Origin of the sequence: Iocasia fonsfrigidae (assembly GCF_017751145.1) — a bacterium.
Taxonomy (GTDB): Bacteria; Bacillota; Halanaerobiia; order Halanaerobiales; family DTU029; genus Iocasia; species Iocasia fonsfrigidae.
Map to the genome: position 1 here is coordinate 666,339 of NZ_CP046640.1, position 12,971 is coordinate 679,309.

Annotated in this window: 14 protein-coding genes and 1 other RNA gene; 12 read left to right on the forward strand and 3 right to left on the reverse strand. The window is 35.1% G+C overall.

The window, feature by feature from the left end:
* The first annotated feature begins 27 nt into the window (after positions 1-27).
* From GM661_RS03295 to ssrA, 9 genes are all read left to right on the forward strand, one after another.
* Positions 28-1,806 (forward strand): ATP-binding protein, encoded by a 1,779-nt coding sequence (locus GM661_RS03295; protein WP_407929612.1) that lies wholly within the window; start codon positions 28-30, stop codon positions 1,804-1,806.
* A 111-nt stretch (positions 1,807-1,917) separates the two neighbouring features.
* Positions 1,918-2,610, forward strand: coding sequence for a response regulator transcription factor (locus GM661_RS03300; RefSeq protein WP_230868732.1), 693 nt, complete (start codon positions 1,918-1,920; stop codon positions 2,608-2,610).
* Between the two features lie 221 nt (positions 2,611-2,831).
* Positions 2,832-3,923, forward strand: coding sequence for a KamA family radical SAM protein (locus GM661_RS03305; protein WP_230868733.1), 1,092 nt, complete (start codon positions 2,832-2,834; stop codon positions 3,921-3,923).
* 90 nt (positions 3,924-4,013) lie between these two features.
* A complete protein-coding gene (gene secG, locus GM661_RS03310) occupies positions 4,014-4,232 on the forward strand; it encodes a preprotein translocase subunit SecG (RefSeq protein ID WP_230868734.1) in 219 nt (72 codons plus the stop codon).
* Between the two features lie 112 nt (positions 4,233-4,344).
* Positions 4,345-4,728: a PaaI family thioesterase gene (locus GM661_RS03315; RefSeq protein ID WP_230868735.1), complete on the forward strand. Its 384-nt coding sequence runs from the start codon at positions 4,345-4,347 to the stop codon at positions 4,726-4,728.
* Positions 4,729-4,761: 33 nt separating this feature from the next.
* Positions 4,762-5,313 (forward strand): HDIG domain-containing metalloprotein, encoded by a 552-nt coding sequence (locus GM661_RS03320; protein WP_230868736.1) that lies wholly within the window; start codon positions 4,762-4,764, stop codon positions 5,311-5,313.
* A gap of 64 nt (positions 5,314-5,377) precedes the next feature.
* Entirely contained in the window at positions 5,378-7,501 is a 2,124-nt protein-coding gene (rnr, locus tag GM661_RS03325; RefSeq protein ID WP_230868737.1) for a ribonuclease R, read from the forward strand.
* Positions 7,502-7,534: 33 nt separating this feature from the next.
* Positions 7,535-8,005, forward strand: a complete 471-nt coding sequence (gene smpB, locus GM661_RS03330) for an SsrA-binding protein SmpB (protein WP_125988201.1) — start codon at positions 7,535-7,537, stop codon at positions 8,003-8,005.
* A gap of 337 nt (positions 8,006-8,342) precedes the next feature.
* Positions 8,343-8,698: a transfer-messenger RNA gene (ssrA, locus tag GM661_RS03335) on the forward strand.
* 177 nt (positions 8,699-8,875) lie between these two features.
* On the opposite strand, the gene GM661_RS03340 is transcribed toward ssrA, so the two are convergent.
* Entirely contained in the window at positions 8,876-9,067 is a 192-nt protein-coding gene (locus GM661_RS03340) for a spore coat protein (protein ID WP_230868738.1), read from the reverse strand.
* Between the two features lie 2 nt (positions 9,068-9,069).
* A complete protein-coding gene (locus tag GM661_RS03345; protein ID WP_230868739.1) occupies positions 9,070-9,288 on the reverse strand; it encodes a hypothetical protein in 219 nt (72 codons plus the stop codon).
* Between the two features lie 265 nt (positions 9,289-9,553).
* On the opposite strand from GM661_RS03345, the gene GM661_RS03350 reads away from it, so the two are divergent.
* Together GM661_RS03350 and GM661_RS03355 are read left to right on the forward strand one after the other, a co-directional pair.
* Positions 9,554-10,489, forward strand: coding sequence for a L,D-transpeptidase family protein (locus GM661_RS03350; RefSeq protein WP_230868740.1), 936 nt, complete (start codon positions 9,554-9,556; stop codon positions 10,487-10,489).
* Positions 10,490-10,560: 71 nt separating this feature from the next.
* Positions 10,561-10,791, forward strand: a complete 231-nt coding sequence (locus GM661_RS03355) for a ferredoxin (protein ID WP_125988209.1) — start codon at positions 10,561-10,563, stop codon at positions 10,789-10,791.
* A 63-nt stretch (positions 10,792-10,854) separates the two neighbouring features.
* On the opposite strand, the gene uppS is transcribed toward GM661_RS03355, so the two are convergent.
* The gene (uppS, locus tag GM661_RS03360; RefSeq protein WP_230868741.1) at positions 10,855-11,499 is read right to left on the reverse strand and encodes a polyprenyl diphosphate synthase; all 645 of its coding nucleotides are present in this window, start codon (positions 11,497-11,499) and stop codon (positions 10,855-10,857) included.
* A gap of 162 nt (positions 11,500-11,661) precedes the next feature.
* On the opposite strand from uppS, the gene GM661_RS03365 reads away from it, so the two are divergent.
* Complete coding sequence (locus GM661_RS03365) at positions 11,662-12,948, forward strand: ATP-binding protein (RefSeq protein WP_230868742.1); 1,287 nt, start codon at positions 11,662-11,664, stop codon at positions 12,946-12,948.
* The last annotated feature ends 23 nt before the right edge of the window (positions 12,949-12,971 follow it).

The window sequence follows — 12,971 nt, forward strand, 5'->3', positions numbered from 1 at the left end:
GCTGTCAGTTCTAAGAGGTGGATGCAGGTGGACTTATTGCAAAGGAAAGACACTTTTTTTGTTAAGCTTTTAATTAGGTTTTTTACTATTACAATGATAGTTATCCTTATTTTCGGTTTTTCAGTTATTTATTATTTTAAGGGCTTTTATTTTTCTCAAAAGGAAGATGAAATAATAAAAAATAGTTCTGCTGTTATGGAGTATTTAGCCCAATCTTTTGTTAAAAATGATAGACAGGAGATTGTTAACTGGCTTAATATTCTTGCTAAATTAAATTCTGGTCAGGTATGGTTAATTAATAATCAGGGATATTTAATCTTTAGCTATCCCTATTTATTTTCTGAAGAAAAAAGATTTTCCAGGTATGAGACGATTTTTACTGGTAAAATAATATCCCGTCTGGTTGATGCTTCAGATTTTGAAGACCCGATGTTATTAGTTGGTCTCCCAGTAAATTATAATGAAGAGGTTGAAGCAGCTTTATTGATTTTCACACCAATTAAAGCGATTAATTCTACAATATATCAGGTTGAAAAATTAATGGTCTTAATATCTATTTTATCCATATTTTTAATATTAATTATTTCCTATGTTTGGTCTAAATCCCTAGCTACCCCCTTACAAAATATTGGTAATATAGCCTTTGAGATAAGTAAAGGTGAATTTGGCAAGACTATGACTCTGGCTAAAGAGGGGGTTAGTAGTGAAATCGATACTCTACTTGATAGTATTAATAGTATGTCTACTAAATTAAAGAGAACTATTGATAATTTAATTGAAGAAAGAAATAAATTGAAACATGTTTTAACTGGCATGGAAGAGGGTATAATTGCAGTTAATAAATTTGGTGAAATAATCTTAATTAATGAATCTGCTTGTAAATTGTTAGACTTAAATAGAAATTTGATGGGAAAAGAGTTTGCTAAGGTCATTAGGAATAAAAAAGTACTTACTGTTTTTGAAACTGCTTTAAAAAAATTTGAAGAGAATTGGCAGGAGGTATTAATAAAAAGGGGTAATAGTAAACAGTGTATACTTATTCATTGTACTCCAATCTATACTGATAACAAAGAATTTTGGGGTGGTGTAGCTCTATTTCAGGATATTAGTGAACGTTATCGTTTTGAGAAATTACAAAGGGAGTTTGTAGCGAATATATCACATGAACTAAAGGCTCCCCTTACTTCAATTCAAGGTGCGGTTGAGTTATTATTAGATGGGGTTGCTAATAATAAGATAAAGCAGAATAACTATTTAAAAATGATTTTGCTTGAAAGTAATCGACTGACAGATTTAATTAATGAAACACTTATACTGGCTGAAATAGATGCTGGTGGTTTGAAATTACATAAAGAAATAATAAATGTTAAAAACCTCTTTGAAAATATGCGAATGTTTTTTAATAATATTAAAAAAGAGGGACAGGAAATGAAATTAATAATACCTGATGAAAAGATAGGAATCTATGCTAACCAGGAAAAAATTAAACAGGTATTAATTAATTTAATTAGCAATAGTGTTAAATTTTCACCAGGGAATGGAATGATTGAACTGGGAACAAAATTGTGTGATGATAAAATAAAAATATGGGTCAAAGACCAGGGGATTGGTATTCCAGATTCAGAATTAAATAATATTTGGGAAAGATTTTATAAAATAGATAAGGCCAGAACCCCGGGTACTAATAGTAGTGGTTTAGGATTAGCAATCGTTAAACAGATTATTGAAGAACATCAGGGGCGGGTATTTGTGCAGAGTGAATTAAAGAGGGGTTCAACAATAGGATTTTTCCTTCCTATAAAATAGAAAAAAATATGAAAATATAGTTTAAAGAACATATAGGGTTATAATTTCAATATTTTATCAAAATTTTATCACAAAAGTTTGATAAAATTAAAAACGGGAGGGATTTGTTTTATGGAAAAAAACAAGGTTTTAATAATAGATGATGATCAACACATATGTCAGATACTTAAAGATTACTTTGAATTCGAAAATTTTCAAGTTGTCTTAGCTTATGATGGTAATGAAGGCTTACAAAAAATAAAATCTAAAGATCCAGATATAATTATACTTGATTTAATGCTGCCGGAGTTGAGTGGATTGGAGATCTGTAAAAGATTAAGACCACATAATCATGTCCCTATAATTATCTTGAGTGCTAAAAATAAAGATATAGATAGAATAACTGGTCTGGAACTAGGGGCTGATGATTATGTTACTAAACCATTTAGTCCTAAAGAAATAGTAGTTAGAACTAAAACTGTCTTAAGGAGGATTGGGAATAAAGAAAAACAGGCAAATGTATTAACTTTCACAGATTTATATATTAATAAAAACTATAGGTTAGTGGAGGTTGCTGATAAAGAAATATCATTGACTCCCAAAGAATTTGATTTATTATGGACAATGGTTTCTTCACCTAAAACAGTTTTTAGTAGAGAAAAATTATTAAAAATGGTTTGGGGTTATGATTATTTTGGGGATATACGAACTGTTGATACCCACATAAAATCTTTAAGAAATAAATTAGGGAAAGAGCTTGCTGCTTATCTGAAAACAGTCTGGGGAGTTGGTTACAAGTTTGACGATAAAATTAGAGAGGATTAACAAAAGTATATATTTAGATAGTGAGAATACATTTGTTTATATAAATAAGCTTAATATATTCATACTATATGAACTTATAAACTCCATTTCCTATTGGGAATTTGCTTTACTAGTACAAACTGTGATATAATTAAATAATGGAAATTAAATACATTAATCGGAAAGGATGTGTTTTTACATATCTTTTTTTATCTGTATAATTATTAAAGGGAGATGGAGATATGCAAGTTAAGTATTTTACTAATCTTGATCAGCTAGAAGATATTTCTGCTAAAGAGAAGGAGAAACTCAAGAAGGTAAGTCAGAGATACCCTTTTAGAGCTAATGATTATTATCTGTCATTAATAGATTGGAATGACCCTTTAGACCCGATCAAAAGAATTATTATTCCCAGTATTGGAGAATTGAATGCCTGGGGTGAACTTGATCCCTCTGAGGAGAGCAAATATACAGTAATGCCCGGTCTGGAACACAAATATGATTCAACTGTTCTGCTTTTAATCAGTAATGTCTGTGGAGGTATCTGCCGTTATTGTTTTAGAAAGCGGATATTTAAACAGCCAAACCAGGAATACTTAAGGGATATTGAGGCTGCTGTAGATTATATCCGCGGCCATAAGGAGGTTACCAATGTCCTCTTAACAGGTGGGGATTCGTTTATGTTGCCTACTAAAAGACTGAAGCTAATTGTCGGAAAATTAAGGGAAATTGGACATGTTAAGATTATTCGTTTTGGGACTAAAATGCCTGTCTTTAATCCTTACAGGATTCTGGAGGATAGTTCATTAATAGAGCTAATTAAAAACTATAGTACACCCCAGAAGCGTATCTATATTATAACAGATATAAATCATCCCAAAGAATTAAGCAAAAAGGCTATAAAGGGCTTGAAAATGCTGTTTAAGGCTGGTGCTATTCTTACTAATCAGACACCATTAATCAGGAACTTAAATGATGACCCTGAAGTAATGGCTGAGTTGTTCAGGAGATTGTCATTTATTGGGGTACCCCCCTATTATGTTTTTCAGTGTAGGCCGTCAGTAGGCAATAAGGAGTATGCAGTACCTATAGAAAAGGGCTATAAGATATATGAAGAGGCCAAATCTAGGGTCTCAGGTCTGGCTAAGAGCTCTCATTTTGTCCTTTCCCATGCCAGTGGAAAGATAGAGGTCGTGGGGATGAATAGTAAGAAGATATTTTTTAAATATCACCGGGCTTTCAAGAATAAGAATAGTAGTAGATTTTTTTCCTGCAAACGCAATTCAGAGGCATACTGGTTAGAAGATTATGATGCATTGGCCTGTATTTCATAAATTATCTGCCAGATAAGATTGTCTTTTTAAATTGATTGTGTTAAAATAAATAAGAACAGGTATTAGATCAATAGTGGAGGTGAAGCAGTAGTGTTAGTACTTAAGGTAATACATTTAATTGTAGCCCTGGGGGTTATTGCAGGTATATTACTGCAGTCTGGTAAGAGTGCTGGATTATCTGGTGTAATTGATGGTGGAGCAACTACTATCTTTGGTAAGAAAAAGGGTTTAGATGAAAAGTTGAGTTTATTTACTACAGTTGCAGCTATTATTTTTATGATAACATCATTAGCCCTGGCTATCATATAGTGCTCTACTATTGTATATTGTTTAGGTAAGCTAAACCCTCTAAGTCTCTGCTTAGGGGGTTATTTGTTACCTGGGTTAAGCTCAAATATTATGGGTTAAAGGAGAGAAAGAGATGTATAATATGTGTTTTGCCTGTGGAAAGGAGAATCCTATTTCACTGGGACTAGAATTTAGTAAAACTGACCAGAATAAAGTAGAAGCCGATTTTATACCATTACCTGAACATCAGGGATATGAGGGGATTATCCATGGTGGTATTGTATCAACCCTCCTTGATGAGGCTATGGTTACTGCTGTCAATAGCCTGGGTGTAGAAGCAGTTACTGGTGAACTAAGGGTTAGATTTAGACAGGCTATGAAGGTAGGTAAAGAGGTACATATAACTGGAGCTGTTAAAAAAAGACGGTCTAAATTAGTTTTAACTGAAGGTGAAATAAAAGATAAGAGTGGTCAGATGGTAGCCCTGGCAGAGGCCAAGTTTATGCTTGTTGAGTAAGACGCTTGAAATAATTAAGGGGGTAGAGAGTAGATGAAACGGGAAGAGGGCTATAAACTACTTAACGAGAATATTAAACAAAGGAATTTGATTAAACATTGTCTGGCTGTGGAAGCAGTGATGGAGACACTGGCAGAATATTTTGGAGAAGATAAAGAAAAATGGGGGCTGGCTGGTTTATTACATGATATTGATTATGAAGAGACTGCTGATGACCCGGAAAAACATAGTCTAATAGGTGCTGAGTTCTTAAAGGATATGGGAGTGCCCGAGGATATAGTATATGCTGTCAAGGTACATAATGGGGTACATGGTCTAGCTAGGAAGAGTATGATGGATAAGACCCTTTATGCCAGTGATCCCTTAACAGGTTTGATAGTTGCTAGTGCTTTAATACACCCTGATAAAAAACTGGCAGCTATTGATACTGATTTTGTTGTTAAGCGTTATGGAGAGAGATCATTTGCCCGGGGTGCAGATAGAGAGGTAATAGCTTCTTGTTCTGAAATGGGACTGGACTTAGCTGAATTTATTAGTCTGGCTCTTAAGGCAATGCAGGGGATTTCTGGGGAGTTAGGGCTATAGATGGATAGCTAATTTAAAAATGGATATAATATTGTAAAAAGAAAAAGATTGGAGATTAATTTTTATGAGTGCTAGAGAAAGACTGCTAGATTTTATGAAAAATAAGGCCTATAGGCCGATGACTAGAGCTGAGTTGTTTTCACATTTTAATATTTCTAAAGATGAACAGAGGGTTATGAAAAGGGTTCTCAGGAGTCTGGAGAAAGAGGGCTTAATTTATCAGAATAATAAAGGGTGCTTTGGTTTACCTGAGAAGATGGACCTTATTGCAGGGCGTTTGCAGGGTAATCAGAAGGGTTTTGCTTTTTTAATTCCTGATGATCCGGCTAAAGAAGATGTATTTATTGGCAGTTCTAATATGAATGGGGCCATGCATAATGATAAAGTATTTGTCCGGGTCCTGCCTCATGTGAAGGGTAAAAGACAGGAGGGTGAAGTTGTTCATATTATTGAACACGCCAATACTAGAATTGTAGGTAATTTTGAGCGCAGTAAATACTTTGGTTTTGTGGTACCTGATAATAAAAGGATATTTTATGATCTTTTTATTCCCAGAGAAGAGATAAATGGAGCAAAACAGGCACAAAAAGTTGTTGCTGAAGTAACAAGATGGCCTGATAAAAAAAGGAACCCTGAGGGTAAAATAGTTGAAATTCTTGGTTTTAAAGAAGAAGCTGGGGTTGATATTGAGGCAATAATCCGTCAATTAGACCTGCCACAGGGATTTCCTGAAGGAGTCATTCAGGAGTTGGCTGATATTTCTGAAGTGATAGATACAGCAGAGCTAGAAAACAGACATGATTTAAGGGGTCTGTCGATGTTTACTATTGATGGCGCAGATGCTAAAGACCTTGATGATGCTGTTTCACTGGAGGATTTAGGTAGAGGTAGGTTTCGTCTAGGGGTTCATATTGCCGATGTATCACACTATGTCAGAGAGGGTAGTGACCTTGATAAAGAAGCCTTAAATCGCGGTACCAGTATCTATTTGGTAGACAGGGTTATCCCCATGCTGCCACCAAAACTCTCTAATGGTATCTGTAGTTTAAATCCAGGGGAAGATAGATTGACTATGTCTGTTTTTATTACCTATCAATTAGAACCCCTTAAGATAATAAATTCAGAGATTTTACCCTCTATTATCAGGACTAATTATAGGTTGACCTACAGAGAGGTTAACGATATACTTTTAAATGATGATCAAGAATTAATAGCTAAATATGATAATATTATCGGACAATTAAGGATGATGAATGAATTACGCAGTAAAATAAAAAGGGAACGTTTTAGCAGTGGAAGTGTTAATTTTGATTTCCCTGAGGCCAGAGTGATTCTTGATGAACAGGGAAAACCTACTGCCATTGAAAAAAGGAGTCATGGGACTGCGGAACAGTTAATTGAGGAATTTATGATAGCGGCTAACAGGGTTGTAGCTGAAGAAATGTCCTGGAGGGAGATTCCTTTTATTTACCGGGTACATGATAGGCCGGATAATGACCGCCTACTTGAATTTAATGAATTTATCCATAACTTTGGATATCACCTTAAGGGGGTCGATAATGAGATACACCCCCGGGCATTACAGGACCTTCTGGAAAGTGTGAGGGATAAGCCTGAGGAGAGGGTAATAAATACTATGTTGCTGCGCTCCATGAAACAGGCTGTTTATAGTCCGTATAATATTGGTCATTTTGGACTGTCAATAGAGTATTATTCCCATTTTACATCACCTATCAGGCGTTACCCTGATCTAATGATACATCGTATTATTAAAGAGGTTATTTCTAAGGGGCAGTTATCTAAAAAGAGGATTAAATCCCTGGAAGAGAGATTAAATACTGTAGCTGAGCACAGCTCACTACAGGAGAGAAGGGCTATGGAGGCTGAGAGGGATTCTGTGGAACTGAAAAAGATAGAGTTTATGAAAGATAAAATAGGCCGGGAATATGAGGGTATTATTAATGGGGTTACTAATTTTGGGCTTTTTGTTGAACTGGATAATACTGTTGAGGGGCTGGTACATGTAGAGAACCTGAAAGATGATTATTACCATTATAATGATAAACAGCACTGTTTGATTGGTGAGTCAACACGAAAGGTGTATCGTTTTGGTGATAGGGTAACTGTCAAGGTCGACAAGGTTAACCCTGATGAAAGGGAACTGGATTTTGTCTTGGCTGAAGACTAAAATAATTTCGTCTAAAAGGGGGGGGGGATATAAATGCATAAAGATGAGATGAAGGTTGTAGCCAGAAATAGGAAGGCCAGGCATGATTTTTTTATTGAAGAGACATATGAAGCTGGTATCATATTAAAAGGGACAGAGATAAAGTCAATTCGGGAGGGAAAAATAAACCTGAAAGATAGTTTTGCCCTGGTTCAGGAGGGGGAGGTTTTCCTCCATAATGTCCATATTAGTCCTTATTCACATGGTAATAGGCAGAATCACGAACCGGAAAGAATCAGGAAACTACTATTAAGGAAAAATGAAATTAGGAAACTAATAGGAATGACTACCCAGAAGGGTTATACCCTTGTTCCTTTAAGTATCTACCTGAAGAATAATCTGGCTAAAATTGAGTTAGCCCTGGCCAAGGGTAAAAATGTCCGTGATAAAAGGCGTGATATTGCTAAAAAGACTGCCGAGCGGGAGATGGAAAAGGCTTTCAAAGAACGTCAGCGTGACTGGTAACTAGTTTTGCTCAGGAAATTATATGTTTTTAAAATTATAGATAAATTTGGAGACCGACAAATATATTTGTTTACCTTGTCGCAAGCTCTGGCGTCCTGCCTCTGCTTACTGTCGAGAAATTGTCTTCCGGTGTCCTACCTCCAGACAATTTCTAGAGTCGTCCAACAAAGATATTTGTCTGGTTTATGATCTAATTAATTTTGTGTAACCTATAGTAAAATTAATAATTGTTAATTAAGTCTGGATGGCGACGCTACTTTACTACTGTTTGACATGTCTGTTTATCTGCGTTATAATATATCTACACTTGATTTTAGTTATTCTCTGCTTTTAACATGGGGGTGTTCCGGTTTCGCCTGTATGGGGAATGCTCCAGAAGCGGGTCGAGGACTCCTTTCACTCGTAAAATACTGGTAATTTAAATTTATCTGCAAACGATAATAATTACGCTTTAGCAGCTGCGTAAGCAGTGCTAACGCTTAATCAGCTTTTGTCTGTGAAGTTGTTTAAGTGTCATAATCAACAGACTACCTTTCATCTTAAGCCTGTACGATGATCAGGGAAATTAACAGGCCAGCAGTATAAGACCCTGTCTGTTGGGGATTATACTGTTAAAAAAAGAACAGACTACACCCGTAGAAGCTGGTGTGTGAGCCATACAGTACGTGGGTTCGAATCCCACCACCTCCACCATCAAATCCACAATTGAAATTTAAGTATAAAAAGGCCCTAGAGAGGGCCTTTTACTGTTATAGATATATTTTCAATGTTATTTGCTGACAACTAATTTTGATTTATCCAGTGCATCCAGGAGTTGTTGTTCTGGCATATTATAGGGGTCTTCCCAACCTTGATCTGCAATTAGTTTAGCTAACTAGCATGACCGATAAGTATTTGTTCTAAACTATCTTCACACATTGTCCTGAACTCAGGTGTAGGGGCAGTAAGAGTTGCATTAAGATAAGCATTGGCACTGGCAGTGGCAGCAGCAAGCATGTTACTGGCAATTACCTCATCTGAAAGGTCTGTTCTTTCTTTTACCTGATTTCCTAAAATGGACATTTTTATTCAGCTCCCTTTGTATTAGTAATATTGTTTTCGTTAATAAATTGTTGAATTCCCTTAATCCTGCCTTCAGCAGCCATAACAGCTGATTCTGCCTGTTTTTTTAAATTATTATCTGTAATCAGGGTCTGTGTAGTCCTGGCTACAGTCAGCCCGTCTTTTTCCATTTTTAATAGATTAGCCAGGGTTAGTACCTCACCATCTGATAATCCCCTCATAATAAGACACCTCCATTTATGTTTTGAACTTATTTTATCTACTTTTTTATAAAAATATACATTCCATTTTTAAAGATAGAATAAATTTAATTTGAATAAATAGTATTAGCTAAAGAGGGTATAATATAGTTAAATAATTTATATTTAAGTGTATATAGGGGAGTATATATCCTTGAACGAAGTTAAAGTATTACCGTTGAGTGAAGGGATATATACTAATACTTTCTGGCAGCCTCTTAAATAGGGTATTGGAAGGAATTGTTAAATGTCTAGCAAATTAATTATAATGACACTGTTTATTTTTTTATTACTGCTAGTTTTTTTCTTTGATCTTTGTATAGCGAAATCATTTTGTAATTGTACAGATGACAGGACAATATACTTAACTTATCCATATCTTACGGGTCATGATATCGAAGTTTTACAGGAAAGACTAAAAATAATAGGTTTTTATGATGGTATTATAAATGGTAGATATGATTTAGCAAGCTATCTGGCTGTAATAAAGTTACAAAGCAAGGGTGACTTAAAAGTTAATGGTGTTGTTGGTCGTGAGACATGGGATCTGTTAGGGTATTATGATGATTCAATTAAAACGACTTATAAAAAGGATAAACCTGATGGAGAGTTGTTTATCAGGGTTTATTTAAACAAAAGACAACTGATCCTATATGAAGATGGTGAGGTTTATAAAGTGTATCCTGTTACTGTGGGGAAGGCAGCCGAAAAATCACCAGTAGGGGAATGGTTTATTAAGAACAAATATGAAAGAGCTGGTACTGGTGGAGTACTTGGCACAAGATGGATGGGACTTAGTGTATCCTGGGGTGTTTATGGAATTCATGGCACAAATAAACCTTGGCAGATAGGGACTGCTGCCAGTAAGGGGTGTATTAGATTACATAATCGACATATAGAGGAGCTTTTTCAATGGGTAAGAGTGGGAACAAAGGTTGAAATAATTGGCCGTAAACCGCCAAAAATTTTAAAGAATTTATTAAAAGTAGGGGAAATGGGAGAGGAAATAGTTTTATTACAGGAAAAATTAAGGCAGAAGGGATTTTACAATAACTATCTTGATGGTGTTTACGGTAGTTTAACAGAATTGGCAGTAAAAGAACTGGAGACTCAGTATGGATTTAAAGTGGATGGTATAGCAGATATTAATGTTCTAATCATCCTTGGTATTAATAGTAAATAATAGGCTTGTATAATTATCTAGATAAGTGTAAGACTATTGATTAGCTAATAATTTAAAAAAGGGGGATTTTTATGGCAGATATTCATGATGCATTTCCAGAAAATATTGAGGGACCATATTATGTTGATGAACAGTGTATTGCCTGTGGAATTTGTCCAACTGAGGCTCCAGATCATTTTAAAATGTCTGATGATGAATCACATGCCTATGTCTATAAGCAGCCGGAAAATGAAGAAGAGGAGAGTGCCTGTGATGATGCGCTTAGCTCCTGTCCGGTTTCTGCAATAGGTGATGATGGTTAATAGCTAAAAAATTAAAAACTATATCCCCCATGTTAAAAAATGGGGGTTTTCTATAATAATGATTTAACCGCCTAATGTAATATCCTGACAGTCGTACCAGGCAAGTGCCTGATAAAGATGTTCTGGTTTGAAGTCTGGCCAGTAGTCATCTATTACGTAAAAATCAGCATAAACAGATTGAACAGGAAGGAAACCGCTTAACCTCCTTCTTCCACCCCAGCGGATTATCAGGTCTACCTTTGAAACATCATTTGATTTTAAATAATTATTTATATTTTTTTGGCTAATTTTTTTGCGCTTATAAAGGTTAACTAAATCCCACTGCCAGCCGTAATTAACCAGGAAATTAAGTTTTATACCACCCTGACCGAACTGCTGTCTTTTGGTATATTTTAATAGTTCCTGGGGAAATTTTGCTGATGAGGTATTACCAATAACTCTTAATAAGGCATCTTCTTTAGCCAACAGTTGAACTGCTTTAACACATGCATTACTAAAGGCCTCAGTTTGTTTTCTAGGACGTTTTGTATTATCCATAGTAAATCCATAATAGCTTAATTCTTTGATACCTATTTTTTTGCATAGATGAAATAGTTCAAGGCCTGGATTAAGCCCCTGATTATAGCCTTTTTCTTTAGACAGGCCCTTTTTTTGAGCCCAGCGTCTGTTACCATCAGGGATGATGCCTATATGTTCTGGAATTCTCACTGTTAATCACCTTCTTTTGATATATTCATATTGTTTCCGTAAAATGGGAAAATATACAATTAAATAAATTGAGAGTTGTTTGATTTGGTATGTGTTATTGAAATACTGGTAAACTCTGTGGTAGAATTTAATTAGAAAATAATATAACCTGGAGATGAGTATATGGCAGAGTTTATTAAAGAGGATTTTCTTAATCTGGAAAAATTACTGGTCTATCGTGGAATATTACAGGATAGTCTTTTTGAAGAGTTGAGGGACTTAATAATCAAGCAGTATAATAATAGTGAATCAGAACGAGTTTATTATCAAATATGTCATAGATTTATAAAACTGGCAGAAGAAGAGGGATATAATGGTGACTTATGGCAGAACTATCTTAGTAAATTAATAGTTCTGGACAAGAATCCCTTTAGTTTACAGGCTGAATTAGCTGGCCAGGTGGGTAATAGCCTTTATAAGGCTGTCCAGCATGATATTGAACTAATTAAGGGATTATATCGATACACTATTTTTGATATCGGGGCAGTATCTGGTATCGGTGAAACTGATTTTATGAATAATTATTTATCTTCTACAATAGAAAACAAAGCAGTTATAGATCTGACTAAGGTTGAGAAATTAAGAGATATTTTTATCAAAGAAAGTTCACAGCAAATTATTGTAAGATTAATTGATTATTACTTTTCTACTGGCACAGGTGAGCTAGGTTTTTATAAGGCCTTTCGCTGGGATGAAAGTAGAGAGACCCTTGCTGGTATATTGACACCTGATTCCATTAAATTTGATGAGCTTGTAGGTTATGAAAGACAAAAGAAGAGATTGATAAAAAATACTGAGGCTTTTTTGAACGGTAGGAAGGCTAATAATGTACTATTATTTGGCGATAGTGGTACAGGAAAATCATCTTCAATTAAAGCCCTGCTGAACGAGTATGCCTATCGTGGACTGCGTCTAATAGAAATTACCCGGGAACAGGGGAAATATCTCCCCCAGATACTGGAGTTATTAAAAAATCGGGGATTATATTTTATTATTTTTATGGACGATTTATCTTTTGAAGATTTTGAAACAGACTATAAATACTTAAAGGCGGTAATGGAAGGTGGGATTGAAGTAAAACCAGCTAATGTGCTTTTCTATGCCACATCAAACAGGAGGCATATTGTCAAGGAGAAATGGGCTGACAGGCAGGAGGACGGTGAAATACATATTTCAGATGCTGTACAGGAAAAACTTTCACTGGCCGAACGCTTTGGGATGACTATAAGCTATCAAGCACCAGATAAAAAACAATTCCTGGATATAGTTAAGAACCTGGCTGTCAAACAAAATATTTCTATGGAAGATGATGAGATGAAGGAAAAGGCTTTACAGTGGGAAAAGAGATATAACGGTTTTTCTGGTAGGACAGCACAGCAATTTATAAATTATCTTGATAGTATAAATTGATGATTAATATTACTAATAGAGAT

Bases quoted from the DNA above. Each gene is read 5' to 3' on its own strand.
- GM661_RS03300 (WP_230868732.1), top strand. From the start codon at position 1,918: ATGGAAAAAAACAAGGTTTTAATAATAGATGATGATCAACACATATGT.
- GM661_RS03305 (WP_230868733.1), top strand. From the start codon at position 2,832: ATGCAAGTTAAGTATTTTACTAATCTTGATCAGCTAGAAGATATTTCT.
- GM661_RS03315 (WP_230868735.1), top strand. From the start codon at position 4,345: ATGTATAATATGTGTTTTGCCTGTGGAAAGGAGAATCCTATTTCACTG.
- GM661_RS03320 (WP_230868736.1), top strand. From the start codon at position 4,762: ATGAAACGGGAAGAGGGCTATAAACTACTTAACGAGAATATTAAACAA.
- rnr (WP_230868737.1), top strand. From the start codon at position 5,378: ATGAGTGCTAGAGAAAGACTGCTAGATTTTATGAAAAATAAGGCCTAT.
- smpB (WP_125988201.1), top strand. From the start codon at position 7,535: ATGCATAAAGATGAGATGAAGGTTGTAGCCAGAAATAGGAAGGCCAGG.
- GM661_RS03340 (WP_230868738.1), bottom strand. From the start codon at position 9,067: ATGTCCATTTTAGGAAATCAGGTAAAAGAAAGAACAGACCTTTCAGAT.
- GM661_RS03345 (WP_230868739.1), bottom strand. From the start codon at position 9,288: ATGAGGGGATTATCAGATGGTGAGGTACTAACCCTGGCTAATCTATTA.
- GM661_RS03350 (WP_230868740.1), top strand. From the start codon at position 9,554: ATGTCTAGCAAATTAATTATAATGACACTGTTTATTTTTTTATTACTG.
- GM661_RS03355 (WP_125988209.1), top strand. From the start codon at position 10,561: ATGGCAGATATTCATGATGCATTTCCAGAAAATATTGAGGGACCATAT.
- GM661_RS03365 (WP_230868742.1), top strand. From the start codon at position 11,662: ATGGCAGAGTTTATTAAAGAGGATTTTCTTAATCTGGAAAAATTACTG.